The sequence below is a fragment of the Polaromonas sp. DSP2-3-2b2 genome, assembly GCF_049895905.1.
Classification (GTDB): Bacteria; Pseudomonadota; Gammaproteobacteria; order Burkholderiales; family Burkholderiaceae_C; genus Polaromonas.
Window position 1 is genome coordinate 102,446 of the sequence record NZ_JAFCTH010000008.1, and the last position, 17,669, is coordinate 120,114.

Annotated in this window: 14 protein-coding genes; 1 reads left to right on the forward strand and 13 read right to left on the reverse strand. The window is 59.6% G+C overall.

The genetic code is table 11. From position 1 onward, the window contains the following. Positions 1-7: 7 nt before the first annotated feature. Positions 8-2,899 carry a 2-oxoglutarate dehydrogenase E1 component gene (locus tag ACP7AD_RS09260; protein WP_426146180.1) on the reverse strand — a complete coding sequence of 964 codons (2,892 nt, stop codon included), beginning with the start codon at positions 2,897-2,899 and terminating at the stop codon, positions 8-10. 615 nt (positions 2,900-3,514) lie between these two features. Between ACP7AD_RS09260 and ACP7AD_RS09265 the strand changes: the two genes are divergently transcribed. Next, complete coding sequence (locus ACP7AD_RS09265; protein ID WP_426146178.1) at positions 3,515-3,901, forward strand: hypothetical protein; 387 nt, start codon at positions 3,515-3,517, stop codon at positions 3,899-3,901. Between the two features lie 90 nt (positions 3,902-3,991). Here ACP7AD_RS09265 and ACP7AD_RS09270 read toward each other — a convergent pair whose 3' ends face one another. From ACP7AD_RS09270 to ACP7AD_RS09325, 12 genes are all read right to left on the reverse strand, one after another. Next, complete coding sequence (locus ACP7AD_RS09270) at positions 3,992-4,780, reverse strand: LuxR C-terminal-related transcriptional regulator (RefSeq protein WP_426146177.1); 789 nt, start codon at positions 4,778-4,780, stop codon at positions 3,992-3,994. Between the two features lie 821 nt (positions 4,781-5,601). After that, entirely contained in the window at positions 5,602-6,507 is a 906-nt protein-coding gene (locus ACP7AD_RS09275) for an SDR family oxidoreductase (protein ID WP_426146175.1), read from the reverse strand. A 17-nt stretch (positions 6,508-6,524) separates the two neighbouring features. Next, positions 6,525-6,977, reverse strand: coding sequence for a GNAT family N-acetyltransferase (locus ACP7AD_RS09280; protein ID WP_426146173.1), 453 nt, complete (start codon positions 6,975-6,977; stop codon positions 6,525-6,527). Further along, positions 6,974-7,921 carry a glutathione S-transferase family protein gene (locus tag ACP7AD_RS09285; RefSeq protein ID WP_426146171.1) on the reverse strand — a complete coding sequence of 316 codons (948 nt, stop codon included), beginning with the start codon at positions 7,919-7,921 and terminating at the stop codon, positions 6,974-6,976. The genes ACP7AD_RS09280 and ACP7AD_RS09285 overlap by 4 nt, the downstream gene beginning before the upstream one ends. A 34-nt stretch (positions 7,922-7,955) precedes the next feature. Beyond that, positions 7,956-9,605 carry an isovaleryl-CoA dehydrogenase gene (locus ACP7AD_RS09290; RefSeq protein ID WP_426146169.1) on the reverse strand — a complete coding sequence of 550 codons (1,650 nt, stop codon included), beginning with the start codon at positions 9,603-9,605 and terminating at the stop codon, positions 7,956-7,958. Positions 9,606-9,630: 25 nt separating this feature from the next. Continuing rightward, a complete protein-coding gene (locus ACP7AD_RS09295) occupies positions 9,631-10,647 on the reverse strand; it encodes an NADP-dependent oxidoreductase (protein ID WP_426146168.1) in 1,017 nt (338 codons plus the stop codon). A 97-nt stretch (positions 10,648-10,744) separates the two neighbouring features. Further along, positions 10,745-11,194, reverse strand: a complete 450-nt coding sequence (locus ACP7AD_RS09300; RefSeq protein ID WP_426146167.1) for a PaaI family thioesterase — start codon at positions 11,192-11,194, stop codon at positions 10,745-10,747. 7 nt (positions 11,195-11,201) lie between these two features. After that, positions 11,202-11,993 carry an SDR family oxidoreductase gene (locus ACP7AD_RS09305; protein ID WP_426146165.1) on the reverse strand — a complete coding sequence of 264 codons (792 nt, stop codon included), beginning with the start codon at positions 11,991-11,993 and terminating at the stop codon, positions 11,202-11,204. A gap of 59 nt (positions 11,994-12,052) precedes the next feature. Beyond that, the gene (locus ACP7AD_RS09310; protein WP_426146163.1) at positions 12,053-12,277 is read right to left on the reverse strand and encodes a hypothetical protein; all 225 of its coding nucleotides are present in this window, start codon (positions 12,275-12,277) and stop codon (positions 12,053-12,055) included. Next, complete coding sequence (locus ACP7AD_RS09315; protein WP_426146162.1) at positions 12,277-14,109, reverse strand: acyl-CoA dehydrogenase; 1,833 nt, start codon at positions 14,107-14,109, stop codon at positions 12,277-12,279. The genes ACP7AD_RS09310 and ACP7AD_RS09315 overlap by 1 nt, the downstream gene beginning before the upstream one ends. Positions 14,110-14,202: 93 nt before the next feature. After that, positions 14,203-15,378, reverse strand: coding sequence for an acetyl-CoA C-acyltransferase (locus ACP7AD_RS09320; protein WP_426146160.1), 1,176 nt, complete (start codon positions 15,376-15,378; stop codon positions 14,203-14,205). Positions 15,379-15,421: 43 nt separating this feature from the next. Beyond that, positions 15,422-17,521 (reverse strand): 3-hydroxyacyl-CoA dehydrogenase NAD-binding domain-containing protein, encoded by a 2,100-nt coding sequence (locus tag ACP7AD_RS09325; protein WP_426146159.1) that lies wholly within the window; start codon positions 17,519-17,521, stop codon positions 15,422-15,424. Positions 17,522-17,669 lie beyond the last annotated feature (148 nt).

The following is a 17,669-nucleotide window of genomic DNA, read 5'->3' on the forward strand; positions in this document are numbered from 1 at the left end:
TTGACCCTTATTTGGTCAGGATAAAACCCTTCAATTTGGAAAATGCGCCGTCCACCAGCGCCTTTTGCTGTTCCTGATGCAGATGCGAATAACCGACGGCTGGAGAAGCCGACGCAGCGCGTCCCGAATAGCCCAGCTTTTGGCCGTCAAGCATGTTCTCGTGGATGTAGTGCTGCACGAAGAACCAGGCGCCCTGATTTTGTGGCTCGTCCTGACACCACACGATGTCGGAGGCGTTGGGGTACTTTTTCAACTCGGCAGCAAAGGCCTTGTGCGGGAAAGGATACAACTGCTCAACACGCAGAATCACGGCATCGTCAATTGCTTTTTCTTCACGTTTCTTGACCAAGTCGTAATACACCTTGCCCGAGCAGGCAATGACGCGCTTGACCTTGTCACCCCGTTTGATGATTTCTTCCTTGTTTTCAGGAATGATCGTCTGGAAAGCCCCCTTGGTGAACTCGGACAGCGGCGAGGTTGCATCCTTGTTACGCAGCAGCGATTTCGGCGTCATGATGATCAGCGGTTTTCGCAGGTTGCGTACCATCTGACGGCGCAACACATGAAAAATCTGACTGGCGGTGGTCGGCTGGACCACCTGCATGTTGGCATCGGCAGACAGCTGCATGAAACGCTCAAGACGCGCCGAACTGTGTTCCGGACCCTGGCCTTCGTAGCCGTGCGGCAACATCAGCGTGATGCCGTTGACCCGGCCCCATTTGACTTCGCCAGAAGCGATGAACTGGTCAATCACCACTTGAGCGCCATTGGCGAAGTCGCCGAACTGCGCTTCCCAGATCACCATGGTGCTTGGATCGTTGGACGCGTAGCCATACTCAAAGGCCAGCACGGCTTCTTCAGACAGGATGGAATCGATGACGACGAACGGAGCCTGGTTGTCAGCCACGTTTTGCAACGGCACGTAAGTGCCCGTATCCCATTTTTCACGGCTTTGGTCGTGGATCACGGAATGGCGGTGCGTGAACGTTCCGCGTCCGCAATCTTCGCCTGACAGGCGCACTGGATAGCCGCTGGCCACCAGGGATGCAAAAGCCATGTGCTCACCCATGCCCCAGTCCACCGGAATGTCACCACGTCCCATGGCGGCGCGGTCGTCATACACCTTCTTGACCAAGTTGTGCGGCGTGACGGTTGCAGGAATGGTCGTGATCTTGGTGGCCAGACGTTTCCACTCGGCCATGGGAATGGCCGTGTCGCCTGCATCGGTCCACTTCTTGCCGACGAAGGGACTCCAGTCCACTGCGTACTTGCTCTTAAAATTGGTCACTACCGGGTCAAATGTGCTCTTGCCGGCGTCCAGCGCGGCGCGCGTGGCCTTGACCATGTCGTCACCAAGCGTTTCGCCAAAGCCTTGCGCCGTCAGCTTGTCGGCGTAGATTCGGCGCGTGCCGGGATGCTGCGCAATCTTTTTGTACATCAGCGGCTGGGTCAGCGCCGGGGTGTCCTGCTCGTTGTGGCCCAGTTTGCGGAAACAGATGATGTCCACCACGACATCCTTCTGGAATTCCATGCGGAACTCAAGTGCCAGCTGTGTTGCCAGCACCACGGCTTCCGGATCATCGCCATTGACGTGCAGCACAGGCGCTTCAATCATTTTGACGACATCGGTGCAATACAGCGTGGAACGGCTGTCGCGCGGATCGCTGGTGGTAAAGCCGATCTGGTTGTTGATCACGAGGTGGACTGTGCCGCCCGTGGAATAACCTCGGGTTTCAGCCAGTGCTAATGTTTCCATGACCACGCCCTGCCCGGCAAACGCCGCATCGCCATGCACCAGCACGGGCAACACCTGCAAGCCTTTGGGGTCGGCACGGCGGTCCATGCGGGCACGAACAGAGCCCTCCACCACCGGATTTACGATTTCAAGGTGCGACGGATTAAACGCCAGCGACAGGTGAACCGGACCGCCAGGCGTCATTACGTCGGAGCTGAAACCTTGGTGGTATTTGACGTCACCGCTGGGCAGGTCTTCAGGCGCGGTATGGTCGAATTCGGCAAACAGGTCGGCCGGAACTTTACCTAGGGAATTGACCAGCACATTAAGCCGGCCTCGATGCGCCATGCCAATCACGATTTCCTGCACGCCGATTTCGCCGCCGCGCTGGATCAGCTCGTCCATACTGGCAATGAAGCTTTCGCCACCTTCGAGGGAGAAACGCTTCTGGCCAACGTATTTGGTATGCAAAAACCGCTCAAGACCTTCGGCCGCCGAGAGACGGTCCAAAAGATGAAGCTTCTTTTCCTTGGATAGATTCGGTTTGCTGCGAATGCTCTCTAACTTTTGCTGCCACCAGCGCTTCTGGTTCTGGTCGGTGGCGTACATGTACTCAGCGCCTATCGTGCCGCAATAAGTTTCACGCAACGCGTTGAGCAGCTCGCGCAAGCTCATGGTTTCCTTGCCGAAGAATGTGTTGCTGGTGTTGAACACGATCTCCTGATCGGCATCGGTGAACCCGTAAAAAGACGGATCCAGCTCAGGAATATTGTCTCGCTCGGCGCGCTTGAGCGGATCAAGGTCGGCCCAGCGTGCGCCGACATTGCGATAAGCGGCGATCAGTTGCTGGACGGATGTGCGCTTGCGGCCCATTTCAGAGTCAGCGCCGCTGGCGACCACGACTTTGGTTTGGCCCTGCTTGGCACGTTCGGCAAAGGCATTGACGACGGGCAAATGCGGAACGTCCTTGGCATTGCTGCCGTCCGTTGCTGCTACATGCTGCAGAGCGTCGAAATACTCACGCCAGTTATCGCTCACGCTCCCGGGATTGGCAAGATAATTTTCATACATATCTTCGACGTAAGGCGCGTTGCCGCCGAAAAGATAGGTATTGCCTTCGTAGGCTGTGTAGACAGACGCAGGTAACTGCGAGTTTGAACTCATATCCGCTGACCTCCGTTTCCCTTAAGGAAACATTAGCTGGTTAAAGCTTGGTTGATTAACCTTCCGCAACACGGCTGAACCGATTAGCGGATGCGACTGTGGCAAGGAAGGACCTTCAGAAACAACAATGATTGTGCCACTTTGATACCGTTTCCGAAAGACTATCCTGTCTTTTCGAGTCTGATTTATAGAAATCTGGTGACTATTCAGCCCCATAAGGCGATAAGCCAAAATCTACAACAATGCCTACCCTCATCGAATCATCTGGCACGCTTCGTCGTTGAGGTGATAGAGCAAGCTCGATTTCTCCCAAGTCACGCGCCAGTATGCCGGTCGCGGCTCCAAGACCTACCACCCGGCCACTTTGGCGTGTGGCTATTCGACGGGCGTACTCTCCGGCCGAAAACTGCAAAGGCCGACTAACGACTTGGTGGGCTTTCGCTACATAGCCGCCGGCAGCCACCACGGATCGCGACGCCTTGGCGAGCTTTCGCCGACGCTTTGTCGATGAACTCGCATGAAGTTCCTTAAGCTGAACGGCACTAAGATTCACGCCAGCCGGTCGTGCCACAGTGCACTATTGCACGGCCACATCGTCAAGTTGGAAGCATACCCATGGCGCAAAGTTCAAGCGCTGCTGACCTTGGCGGAGCAAGCCGACAGTGCCGCCCCTACTGGGCGGCACGATGCGCTACTGTTTGTTTGTCAGGCTATCTGGTCGGTGCTGCGCACGGCTGGTTAAGACTCGAGAGGGGCTTTGTCATACAGCTTTTTGCCCGTCTCTTTTTCTTGATCCGCCCGGCCAGCGGTGGTTTGTTAAAAGCGAAGGTGGTGGTTGACGCCGTCAGGAATGTCGGCATTGGGCAGTGCCGCAACGTGATGGCGGAAGCGGGCGCTTACACCCTGCAAGCAATGGTCGCCGCGGTTTTACGCAGACCCCGACAGCAAACAACAAATCGAACCCATGCTCCGGACACTGCAGGCACAGGCCACTCTGTTTAAAAGCGCTGGCACCAATACAATTTTTTCAGATTTCGCACCGGCTCTCGAGTTTGTTGCGTTGATGAAGTCAGACCGAGCAGCAAACTTGAATCAAAACAAACCGCGACTTGCTGCAAAGCTTACCGCTTGGGCGCGTGTGCGAACATTGAGTTTGCGGTAAATGTTCTTGATGTGCGTGTTGACAGTTTGTGCGCTGATGATCAGCCGGGAACCGATTTCGGTGCTCGTGTAGCCTGATGCAACCAGTTTAAGAACCTGCTTTTCGCGCTCTGACAGCTTTTCCTTATTTTTGCTTTCCTGCAGTGCTTGAGTGTTGGTCTGGGGCTGCTCAAACTTGTTGAGTAATCGTCGCGCCAAGTTGGGAGTGATCGACGCGCCACCGTTGACAACCTGGAGAACAGCTTGTGGAAAATTACCGAACCAGGAATTTTTCACCAGGTATCCAGTAGCGCCCAATTCGAACGCATGCAAGGCATGCTGCTCGTCTTCCATTGCCGAAATAACAATGGCTTCCGCCATGGGACGAACGGTCTTCATGTACTCGATGAGTGCAAAGCCGGTGCCGTCTCCCAAATTGAGATCGACCAGCATCACATCAAACTCGTTTTGGCTGATCAGGCGACGGCCTTCCTTAACGCTGCTTCCCTGGCCCAGCAGATTGATACGCAGATCGGCCAATAATTCATGTGCGATGACGCGGCTCATATGCGGATCATCGTCAATCAACAAGACGCGAACCGGTTGCTCCGCTTGGCCCGTTAAAAAACCAGGCCACATCGACGGCAAGCCGCTGTGAGGCGCCAGATTGTGGCTGGACGACACAGCAGTGTTTTTTACCAAAAAGTCTGAAGCGACTTGTGACTCGTTACGAATTTCCATGGTTCCTACCTTGCCTTTCGCTTCCAGAAGATTGTTTAAGCATGAGACAGTTGGCTGTCAGCTTACTGACTTTTACGGATCTTCGTCTGGAAAATTGTTACTTATTAACTTCTCACACTTACACCGTAGGGTGCATTGATACGCAAAACAAGGAAAAAATCCATCACTCACTGGTCTTAATTACGTTCAGTTACTAAAATTTCTCACGGAAACTCACGTTTTAAATCTTACAAAAACACATGAAAAGACCGACATTTAATTTATCTGCCGAGAACGGATGAGTTTGAAAGTATTTTCGAGCTACAAGAAACTGTGTAACCGATTGAAGTGATTGGTCGAAATCGTGGTTTTAAGGAAACTGCACCACAACGGCACAAGGTGTGCAAAAACAAATAGCCGCTTTTAGGCATCAGTGGCAGATCAGGCCAATGATTTTTTGCAGTTTTTCAGACTTTCGGTGAAATTCGGTAAATTTTTCTCGGGACTTTGCTTGAAGAATGGGGCTTGTCGTTCCCAGCATTTTGCAATTTCCTTTTTACCTGCAGACGCGGCCTTGCAATCCAAAAGGAAACAACGCTATGTTCTTTCGCGGCATGTGTGAACGTCGAAGCAACTGGGATTACCGCGATTACTGCGATCACCGGACGCGTCTGAAGCGCCGCCTCCGATTCCGGCTTTCGGTCGTGGCAGGGCTGATGGTTTGCCTCTTGCTGATGGTATGCATTGGGGCCGCCAGGGCTGGCGTCTGAGCGCCGGTTCGATGAAGCCTTGCCAAAACAGCAGAAGAAACCGCCTGTGGGAATGGCAAGGCTAAAGGCCGGCTAGCCAGCCCGCAGCGCCGCCTTCAGATCACGGCCAATCTCGGGCCGCTCCGCAAACGGATCCGTCGGATTGGCCTGCTGCACGATGCACTCCATGCGGCTTTGCACATTGCCCAGCGCCTTGGGATGGCTGAAAATGTAAAACTGGTCGACCGCCATGGCGTCAAACACTTTTTGCGCGACTTCAGCCGCTGTCACCTTGCCCGAGCCGACGGCCTTCTCGGTCATGGCCTGGCCGATCAGCTGGCTTCGGGTCGGTTTTTCGGCGTCCAGGCCAGCGGGCCGGTTGCGCTTGCTCTGACTGATGCCGGTGGACACGAAATACGGGCACAGCACGCTGGCGCCAACCTGGTCGCTAACCAGCCGCAAGTCCTGATAAAGCGTTTCGCTCAGGGACACCACAGCATGCTTGCTGACGTTGTAAACGCCCATATTGGGTGGATTGAGCAACCCAGCCATGCTGGCGGTGTTGACGATGTGGCCCTGCCATGACGGGTCTTTGGCCGCTGCGTCGAGCATCATGGGAGTGAACAGCCGAACGCCGTGAATCACGCCCCACAGATTGACGCCCAGAACCCATTCCCAGTCCTTCACGGTGTTTTCCCAGACCAGCCCGCCCGAGCCGACGCCGGCGTTGTTGAAGACAAAATTCGGCGCGCCAAATCGCTCGAACACCGATTGGCTCATGGCCTGCATCTGCTGTGCACTGGCTACGTCGAGCCTGAAGGAAAGCACCTCCGCGCCCGCCGCCATCATCTCGGCGCTGGCCTGGTCCAGCGCGTCCTGCTGCACATCAACCAGTACCAGATTCATGCCCAGTTTTGCGCCAATCCGTGCACATTCGAGGCCAAAGCCTGATCCGGCACCGGTCAGCACGGCTGTCTTGCCTTTGAAATTCGTGATCATCTGCAACTCCTTAAAAATTAAACACTACGCAGCATTTCGACATGGGCAATACCGTCTTCGAGGTAAACCCGTCCGGCCGGGTGAAAACCATGCTGACGGTAAAACGCCTCCAGATGGGCCTGCGCGCCTATCCTGATCGCCTGGGCGCCCCGTTCCCGCAACAGGCAGGAGATGGCTTGGCGCATCAAGGCATGCCCTGCCCCGGTGCCCCGCACAGCCGCCCGGGTCACCACGCGGCCAATGCTCGCCTCGGCAAACGTGCGTCCCGCTTCAAGGCAGCGGGCGTAGGCCACCAGGCGGCCTTGCAAGCTGCCCAGCAAATGTTTGGCCTGCGTGTCGGCACCATCCATGTCCTGAAAAATGCAGGCCTGCTCGACAACAAAGACTTCGCTGCGCAGCTGAAGCACGGCATAAAGCTGGGCAGCGCTCAGTTCATCGAACGCTAGGTAACGCCATTCAATGCCGTTCATGCTGCTTCAACAACCTTCAGCGAATAGCCGATGCGCGGGAAATGCACATGCACCAGGCCGGACCGTTGGTCGGTGCGACGCAGCGTGTAATGCATCCGGGTGGCGGCCACCAGTTCGCCCTGGCTGGGCTCCTGGCCGAAAGTCTCGGCGCAGACCCGCACCTCGCTGCCCAGCGCAATGCCGTGCTCGTCCTGAAAAACATCGCCATGCAGCGCCGACGGTGTGGAAGCGGCAGCCACCGCGATGGCGTCCTGCGCACTCGACTTTTCCATGGCGCCATGGCCAATCGCAGCCATGCGGTCCATCCAGTCCAGCACCGCCGGCGTGGCGTCGAGCAAGCCGGCGAGTACCGAGGTGCGGACCCGCGTGAACCACAGCGGGGGATACACCGCAAAGTCGGTGATGCACGGCATGTCGCCCAGCAAAAAAGGCCGGTCGTCGAGCATGTCGGACAGGCGGCGAAAATACGACCGGTACGCCGCAGCCGCATCCTGCGGGCGCTGGCGGGCCATGCCGGCGCTCATCGCCTTGCGGTCCTGGGCAAAGGCCTGGGCTGATTCAGGCGGTGCGTGCTCGAACAGCTGGGCAATTCCCCTGGGCTGCAGGTTGTACGCCATCGACGTCCAGAACAGCGTGGTGTCGGCCCAATGCGCCAGGATGCGCGCCAGACCCTTGCTGGGTTCGGGGTAAAGCGCGGGCAACGGCTCGATGTGCTCCAGCACGTCGGCAATCAGCGCTGTGTCGCAGTAGATGTCGGCGCCAATCTGCAGCACCGGCGTCTTGCGATAGCCACCGGTCAGGGCGATCAGGTCGGGCTTGGGGCTCACTATCGGGATGACCACCGACTTCCAGGGAATGTTCTTGTAGCCCAGCATCAGCCGAACTTTTTCCGAAAAGGGCGAGGATGGATAGTGGTGAAGGATCAAGGTCGGCGGCGTGGTCATGCGGGGCTCCTGAAAACTGGAATTATTCAACGTATCAGGCCTGCAAGGGCATGGCCCGGCCGATGATGCCGTCGAAATCGGTGCCAGAAGGCAGCGTGCCTAAGGTATGGCCCCAGTGGCCCGCCAGGCGCGAGTCGCAAAAGGCGTCCGCCACCGCGCTTGAAGCACTCTGGCAGAGCAGAGCGGCCTGCAGGGCCAGCGCCACATCCTGCGTCAGGCGCCGTGCCTGCAACTCGGACGCCATTTCTTTCAGGCGGACGGGCAGCACGGCGGCCAGCCGGTCCAGCGCCGGATGCGCGCCTTTGGCTGCCAGCAACTCCTGGGCCAGCGCAGCCACGGCATCGGGCTTGCGCAAGGCGCGCAGCAGGTCCAGCGCCATGATGTTGCCCGCGCCTTCCCAGATCGAATTGACCGGCATTTCGCGGTAGATGCGCGCCATGACGCCTTCGCCGCCCTCCTCCACATACCCATTGCCGCCCAGGCATTCCATGGCTTCCTGGGCAAACGCACTGCCGCGCTTGCAGATCCAGAACTTGGCGACCGGCGTGAGCAGGCGCGACAAGGCTTGCTCATGCGCATCTTCTTGATGATCAAAACACCTTGCGAGCCTTATGGAAAGGGCACAGGCAGCTTCACTTTCAATAGCTAAGTCGGCCAGCACATTGCGCATCAGCGGCTGCTGGATCAACAGCTTGCCAAACGCCTGGCGCTGGGCCGTGTGGTTGAGCGCCAGGCTGAGCGCCTGCCGCATCAACCCGCTGGTGCCCAGTGCGCAGTCAAGCCGCGTCATCGTTCCCATCGCCAGGATCTGCGGCACGCCCCGGCCGTCTTCGCCGACCAGCCAGGCGCTGGCGCCGCTGAACTCGACTTCGGCGCTGGCATTGGCCTTGTTGCCGAGTTTGTCTTTCAAACGCTGGATGTAGATTGCATTCGGTGTTCCGTCAGGCAGCACGCGCGGCAAAAATAGGCACGACAGGCCGGCTGGCGTCTGCGCCAGGATCAGGAAAGCGTCGCACATTGGCGCCGAGAAAAACCATTTGTGACCGGTTACGGCAAAGTGCTGGCCCCACGCGTCGGCACCAATGGGCACGGCCCGCGTGGTGTTGGCGCGCACGTCCGAGCCACCCTGCTTTTCGGTCATGCCCATGCCCATGGTGACGCCCGGCTTGTCGCGCCAGATTTTCAGCGCCGGGTCGTAATGCCGGCTGGTCAATTTTGGCGCCCAGTCGGCATGGATGGCCGGATTGGCGCGTAAGGCCGGCGTGGCAGCATAGGTCATGGAAACCGGGCACAGGCTGGACGGCTCCAGTTCGGTGAACAGCATGAAGCCTGCGGCCCGCAGCACATGCGGGGAGCTGCTTTCATGATTTATCCACGGCGTTCCATGCAGGCCGGCGCCGACCGATGCCGACATCAGAGCGTGGTAGCTGGGATGGAATTCGACTTGGTCGATACGCCGGCCGAAGCGGTCATGGGTATGCAGCTCAGGCAGATGCACATTGGCCAGCCGCGCATGCGCCTGCATGTCGGCCGTGCCCAGCTGGGCGCCCAGGCGGAGGAGTTCGGCCCTGTCCAGCCCGGGCGCGTTGAACTTCAGCGCGTCGCGCAAGGGCCGGTTGCCCTCGAACAGGTTGTAGTTGACCAGCGGCTCGGGCTGGTTGAATACTTCATGGGTGATTTCCATGGCGGCCTGCTGGCTTTCGAAAAAACTAGATCAGCTCGACCAGTTGCTTGCCGAAGTTCTTGCCCTTGAGCAGGCCCAGAAAGGCTTCAGGCGCGGCTTGCAGCCCTTCGGCAATCGATTCACGGGGCTGCAGTTTGCCGGTAGCAACCAGCGCGGCGAGTTCCTTCAGCGCTTGCGGCCAGATGTCCATGTGCTCGCTGACGATGAAGCCCTGCACCTTGAGGCGATTCGTCAGGATCAACGCGGGATAGGTCAGTGGCAGCGGTTTGCCGTCATAGCCGGCGATCATGCCGCACACGGCAATGCGGCCAAAGGCATTCATGCGCAGCAGCACCGCATCAAGCACCATGCCGCCGACGTTTTCAAAATAGCCGTCAATGCCGTCGGGGCACGCTTCCTTCAACGCTTTGGACAGCGATGCCGCATCCTGGTGCAGCTTGTAGTCGATGCAGGCGTCGAAGCCCAGTTCCTCGACGGCGTAACGGCATTTGTCCGGGCCGCCGGCAATGCCGACGGTGCGGCAGCCGCGCGCCTTGGACAAGGCCGCAAACGCGCTGCCGACCGCCCCGGTGGCGGCGCTGACCACCATGGTTTCACCGGCCTTGGGCTCGATGACCTTGACCAGGCCATACCAGGCCGTGACGCCCGGCATGCCGACCGCGCCCAAGTAATACGACAGCGGCACCTGCGCGGTGTCAACCTTGCGCAGCGCACCAAGCTCGTCGGCGTTCACGACGCTGTAGAGCTGCCAGCCGCCCATGCCAACCACCTTGTCGCCCGGCAGGAACTTGGGCGAACGGCTTTCGACCACTTCGCCGACAGTGCCGCCGCCCATCACCTGCCCCAGCGGCTGCGGCGCGGTGTAGCTCTTGGAATCGTTCATGCGGCCGCGCATGTAGGGGTCCAGGCTCAGGAAGTGGTGGCGCACCAGCACCTGGCCTTCCTGCAAGGCGGGGGTTTCGCTGCTGACCAGCTTGAAGTTGCTGGCGCTGGCTTCGCCGACAGGCCGGTTGTCGAGCAGGAATTGTTGATTGGTAGGCATGAGATTTTCCTTGATAGAAGATGGTGCTATTTAATCAATAGCTGTAGACGCACGCGGAATGTGCGCAAAAGCATGATTTGACTCATAAAACTGAATTTCAGTCGGTTGAAATCGGGCTGACCGGCAAAGGGGGAACATTAGCATTTCCGGCAGAACTTAACTTGGGTCTGACGTATTTGAAGGTGCCGGTCGAGTGGGCGCAGGCTTGGCCTTTTGCATCGTAGATCGTGGCTTCGACAAAAGCCAGCGTCGCGGTGCGATGCATCAGCCGGCCCCTGGCCGTGAGCTTACTGCCATCACCCGGCGAGGGCCGCATGAAGCTGGTCTTCATCTCGATGGTGACCACGCCCATGTCCTTTTGCACACTGCGCGCAGCCACCGCCATGGCCACGTCAAGCAGCGTCATGCAGGCGCCGCCATGGGTGACGGCAAAGGAGTTGAGGTGCTCGGGCAGCGGCGTGTAGCCGATGGACGACTCGCCGCCTTCGAACAGTTCGAGCGTGAAGCCGAGGTGCGTGACAAAAGGAATTTCAGCACCGAAGTTCATGGCGCGATCAGCCACCCGTGATGACCGACACGCCGCCATCGACCGCCAGGTACTGGCCGGTGATGTGCTTGCCGGCATCGGACGCATACAACACGCACAGGCCCTTCAGGTCTTCGTCATCGCCCAGCCGGCCCAGCGGCGCGTGCGCGGCGAGTTTTTCCTCGCCCATGGCTTTCAACGTGCCGACCGTCATGCGGCTAGGGAAAAAACCCGGACAGATGGCGTTGACGGTGATGTGGTTCACACCCCATTCGCAAGCCAGCGCGCGGGTGAAATTGACGACCGCGCCCTTGGACGTGTTGTAGGCAATGGTGTTCATGCCGCGCGGATTGCCACCCAAACCGGCAATCGAGGCGACGTTGATGATGCGGCCCGACTGGCGCGGGATCATGCTGTGCTTGGCGATGTGCTGCGACAAGATGAAGTAGCCGCGCACATTGAGGTTCATCACCTTGTCCCAGGCCTCGACCGGATGGTCTTCGGCCGGCGCCCCCCAGGCGGCACCAGCGTTGTTGACCAGAATGTCCACATGGCCGAAGCGCTTGATGGTTTCGTCGGCCAGCGCGCGGATGTCGGCTTCTTTGGAGCAGTCAGCGGCAATCCAGTCCACATCGATGCCGGCAGCCTTGAGCACGGCGGCGGACTCGACCAGGTCTTCGGCCTTACGCGAACTGAGCATGACTTTGGCGCCCGCCTCACCGAGCGCTTGCGCCAATTGCAGGCCCAGGCCGCGCGAGCCGCCGGTCACGAGTGCGGTTTTACCCTTGAGGTCGAAAAGTTGCTGGATGGTGCGGGTCATGGATCAGTCTCCTTGCGGGTTGGTTGAATTTCGCCACTGACCGTTGTCAGGAACAGGCATTAGTTTTTAATTCTCGAACGGAAGTAGATCAAGGCAAAGCCGATGGCGGCCGCCAGCCCGCCTCCAACCATCATCAGCCAGCCGGTGTCCTCGTCGCTGCGATCGACCCAGACTCCCCAGACCAGGGCCAGCAAGCCGCCATAGATCAATACCCAGGTCAGCGCGCCCAGGCGGGCCAGGGATGGGTTGACCTCGGTTCCTGCCGTCTTTTTGAAATAGCTCATCAGAAAGATTCTTCAGGAAAGTCTGCACAGGTGCGGTCACGGTTGCAGACCACCAGAAGCCAGGCCGCTGTTTTTGGCAACTCATAATGATAAAAATAGCGCATAGCGCCCATCCTGCCTGCATTTTCAGCTATTGATTGTGTAGCATCCGACGCTTGCACGGCAAGCGCCACGTCCAGCCATATCCAGGCCAGCACGGTATGGCCGAAGGCCTGCATATAGGGCACGGCGTTGGCCAATGCCTCGCCGGGCTGGCCGGTGGCCCAGGCGGCCCGAGTGGCTTCGCTGACTTGCTGCAGCGCATCGGCCAGCGCATCGGCATGGCAGGCCAGTTCGGGCAGGTGGCTGGCACGCGCTGCGGTGGCCGAGATGCGCGCGGCCAGCAAATCAAAACCCCGGCCGCCTTCCATCAGCACCTTGCGGCCCAGCAAATCCATCGCTTGGATGCCGTGCGTGCCTTCATGAATCATGTTCAGGCGGTTGTCGCGCCAGTACTGCTCGACCGGAAAATCGCGCGTGTAGCCGTAGCCGCCATGCACCTGGATGGCCAGCGAATTGGCCTCCAGGCACCATTCGCTGGGCCAGCTCTTGGCCATCGGCGTGAGCACTTCCAGCAGCAGCCGCGCCTCGTCGGCGGCCTGCGGTTCAGCGGTGTGGTGCTCATCGACGAGGCGGGCGCAATACAGCTCCAGCGCCAGCGCGCCTTCGCAATACGCCTTTTGCGCCAGCAGCATGCGCTTGACATCGGCATGCTCGATGATGCGGCTTTGCGGCGCGGCGGCGTCCTTGCCGGCGCCGGTGACGGGCCGGCCCTGCGGCCGGTTCTTGGCATAGTCGAGGGAAGCGTAGTAGCCGGCCATGCCCAGCATGCTGGCCGCCATGCCGATGGCGATGCGTGCTTCATTCATCATGTGGAACATGCAGCGCAGGCCCTCGTGCGGCTTGCCGACCAGGTAGCCGATCGCACCGGCCTGGCCGTTGACCGGGTACTTGCCCTCACCGAAATTGAGCAGCGTGTTGGTCGTGCCGCGCCAGCCGAGCTTGTGGTTCAGCCCAGCCAGCGCCACGTCGTTGCGAACGCCGGTCAGTTCGCCATCGACACCCACCATCTTCTTGGGCACGATAAACAGCGAAATGCCGCGCGTTCCCGCAATGAGCTTGCCGTCAGGGCCGGGAATCTTGGCCAGCACCAGGTGGATGATGTTGTCGGTCAGCTCATGCTCGCCGGACGAAATCCACATCTTGTGGCCCTTGAGGCGAAAGCGCGGACCTAGCGGATCGGTTTCAAAATCAACGCCATCGGGCAAGGCCCGGGTCGTGATGTCGCTCAGCGAAGAGCCCGCCTGCGGCTCCGACAGGCACATGGTGCCCGAGAAACTACCTGAAAATTCGTTCCTGGCAAACACGTCTTTTTGCATCTGCGTGCCATGCACCATCAGCAAATTGGCATTGCCCGTGGTCAGCAGGCTGGAACCCATGCTGACCGAAGCCATCGCAAAAAATGCATTGGCTGCGGCTTCCACCGTGTAGGGCAATTGCATGCCGCCCATGTCGTAGTCCTGCGCGGCGCTGAGCATGCCGGAAGCCGCATAGGCTTTTTGGGCGTCGTACGTGGCTTGCGGCAGGATGACTTTTTCGCCGTCGAACTGCGGTTCCTGCGTATCGACCAGGCGATTGAACGGCGCGTATTTCTCGCGCGCAATGCGCTCGCAGGTGTCGAACACCGCGTCAAAAGTTTCGCGGCTGTGGTCGGCAAAGCGCTCGCGCTGACTCAAGGATTCGGCAGCCAGCCACTGGTAGAGCAGAAAATCGAGGGTGGAACGCAGACTCATGGCTCTGACCTTCACAACGGAAAGAAAACGGGCGGGCTCATGCAAGGGCCTTGCATGAGCCCGCCCTGTATCACGTGCTTGAACGTTGCGGCGTCACAGCACTTCGAAAATGCCGGCTGCGCCCATGCCGCCGCCAATGCACATGGTCACGCAGACGCGCTTGGCGCCACGCCGTTTGCCTTCGATCAGGGCATGGCCGGTCAGGCGCTGGCCGGTGACGCCATACGGATGGCCAACCGCAATCGCCCCACCGTTGACGTTGAGCCGATCCATCGGAATGCCGAGCTTGTCGGCGCAGTACAGCACCTGCACGGCAAAGGCTTCGTTGAGCTCCCACAGGTCGATGTCGCCAACCGTCAAGCCCAGCTTGGCCAGCACCTTGGGAATGGCAAACACCGGGCCGATGCCCATTTCGTCAGGCTCGCAGCCGGCGACGGCAAAGCCGAGGAAGCGGCCCAGCGGCACCAGGCCCTTGCGCTCGGCGACGGTTTCATCCATCACCACGACCGCGCCGCCGCCGTCCGAGAACTGGCTGGCATTGCCGGCCGAAATCAGGCCGCCCGGAATGGCCGAGCGCAAACCGCTGATGCCTTCCTTGGTGGTGCCGGCGCGGATGCCCTCGTCATTGCTGACGGTGACCTGCTTGGTCATCAAACCCATCACCGGGTCGGCGACGCCCATGGTCACGGTGATCGGCGCGATCTCGGCCTCGAACAGGCCCGCAGCCAGTGCAGCGGTGGCTTTTTGCTGGCTGGCCGCGCCGTATTCGTCCATGCGGTCGCGGCTGATCTCATAGCGCTTGGCGACCTGCTCGGCGGTTTGCAGCATGTTCCAGTAAATCTCGGGCTTATTCTTGGCCAGCCAGTCTTCACGCAGCATGTGGGTGTTCATTTCCTGCTGGACGCAGGAAATGCTTTCGACGCCGCCCGCCACGTAAATATCGGCTTCGCCAGCGATGATGCGCTGCGAGGCCAAGGCAATCGCCTGCAGGCCCGACGAGCAAAAGCGGTTGACGGTCATGCCCGAAACGCTGACCGGGCAACCGGCGCGCAGGGCAATCTGCCGCGCGATGTTGGCGCCGGTCGCGCCTTCGGGCGTGGCGCAGCCGATGATCACGTCATCGACTTCGGCAGCCTCGATGCCGGCGCGGGACAGCGCATGCTGGACAGCATGGCCGCCCAGGGTGGCGCCGTGCGTCATATTGAAAGCGCCCTTCCAGCTCTTGGCCAGGGGGGTGCGGGCGGTGGAAACGATTACAGCTGAGGTCATGAAAATCTCCGAAATGGGGGGCTTGACGGTAGGTAGCAGCGGATCAGTTGAAGGACTTGCCTTCAGCGGCCAGCCGAGCCAGCAGCGGCGCCGGCTGCCAGAAGCTGGCGTCGTCAAGCGGGTTTTTGGCAAAGCGGTTCATCGACTGCACCACATTGAACAGGCCGATCTGGTCGGCATACAGCATCGGGCCACCCCGGTAGATCGGGAAGCCGTAGCCCATCAAATACACCATGTCAATGTCGCTGGCCTTGGATGCAATGCCTTCCTCCAGGATGTGCGCGCCTTCGTTGACCAGTGAATACACCAGGCGCTGGACGATTTCCTCGTCGGAAATCTTGCGCGGCGTGATGCCCAGCGATTTGCGATGTTCCTCGATCATCGTGACCACTTCTGCATTGGGAATCGCATCGCGCTTGCCGGCCACATAGTCGTACCAGCCGGCGCCGGTCTTTTGGCCAAAGCGGCCTTTCTCGCACAGCAGGTCAGCGGTCTTGCTGTACTTCATGTCGGGCTTTTCCTGGTAGCGGCGCTTGCGAATCGCCCAGCCAATGTCGTTGCCAGCCAGGTCGCCCATGCGAAACGGCCCCATGGCAAAACCGAATTTCTCGATCGCCTTGTCCACCTGCGCGGGCGTACAGCCCTCGTCGAGCAAAAATCCGCCCTGCCGGCCGTACTGCTCGATCATGCGGTTGCCGATGAAGCCATCGCACACGCCTGACACCACGGCAGTCTTGCGGATTTTCTTGGCGACGGCCATCACCGTGGCCATGACGTCCTTGGCGGTCTTGTCGCCGCGCACGACTTCGAGCAGCTTCATGATGTTGGCGGGGCTGAAGAAATGCAGGCCCACGACATCCTGGGGGCGGCTGGTGAACGATGCAATCTGGTTCAAGTCCAGCGTCGAGGTGTTGGACGCCAGGATGGCGCCGGGCTTCATCACGCGGTCGAGTTCCTTGAACACCTTTTCCTTAACGCCCATTTCCTCGAACACGGCTTCGATGACCATGTCGGCGCCGGACAGGTCGTCGTAGCTCAGCGTGGTGCTGAGCAGGCTCATGCGCTGCTCGTACTTGTCCTGTTTGAGCTTGCCCTTCTTGACCTGCGATTCGTAGTTCTTGCGGATGGTGGCGATGCCTCGCTCCAGTGCGTCAAGCTTCATCTCCAGCATCTTGACCGGAATGCCGGCGTTCAGGAAATTCATCGCGATGCCGCCGCCCATGGTGCCGGCGCCGATGACGGCAATCGAGTTGATCTCGCGCTGGGGCGTGTCCGCCGGCACGTCCGGGATTTTGGAGGCGGCGCGCTCGGCCATGAAGATGTGGCGCAGCGCGCGGCTTTCGGGTGTGAACATCAGGTTGGTGAACAACTCGCGTTCAAACCGCATGCCTTCGTCAAATTTCTGCTTGGTGGCGGCTTCCACCGCATCGACGCACTTGAGCGGCGCGGGGAAGTTCTTCGCCATGCCCTTGACCATGTTGCGGGCAAACTGAAAGTAGGCGTCGCCATTGCGGTGCTTGCACGGCAATACGCGCACCAGCGGCAGGGGGCGCGTGTCGGCAATCGCCTGCGCAAAGGCAAACGCCTCGTCGGCCAGGGTCTCCAGCGAAGACGCCATTTTGTCGAACAGCTTCTGGCCCGGGATTTGCGCCAGCAACTCACTCTTGACCGGCTCGCCGCTGACGATCATGTTTAGCGCTGGCTCCACGCCCAAGGCGCGCGGCAAACGCTGGGTGCCGCCCGCGCCGGGCAGCAGGCCGAGCTTGACCTCAGGCAGGGCGATGCTGCAGCCGGGCGCGGCGATGCGGTAGTGGCAACCCAGGGCAAGCTCCAGCCCGCCACCCATGCAGACCGAGTGAATCGCAGCGACCACCGGCTTGGTCGAGTTTTCAATCGCCAGGATCACGCTGAGCAGGTTGGGCTCCTGCATGGCCTTGGGCGAGCCGAATTCCTTGATGTCGGCGCCGCCTGAAAAGGCCTTGCCGGCGCCGGTGATGACGATGGACTTGACGGCATCGTCGTCATTGGCCTGTTGCAGGTTGTCCGTGATGCTCAACCGGGTGGCATGACCCAGGCCGTTAACCGGCGGATTGCTCAGGGTGATCAGCGCCACCGAGCCGCGAACTTCGTAGAGGGTTGTCATGGGTTGGTTCTTTCCTTGATTGAAATGTCAGTGTTGAAGTTTCAGAGGGTGCTGGCCCAGTGCGGGCGCCTGGCAATTTCGGCAAAAATAGTACGACCGTTCTTTTCCATTGTAGGGAGGCTTGCGGCGGTCACGAGGTGTAAAAGAT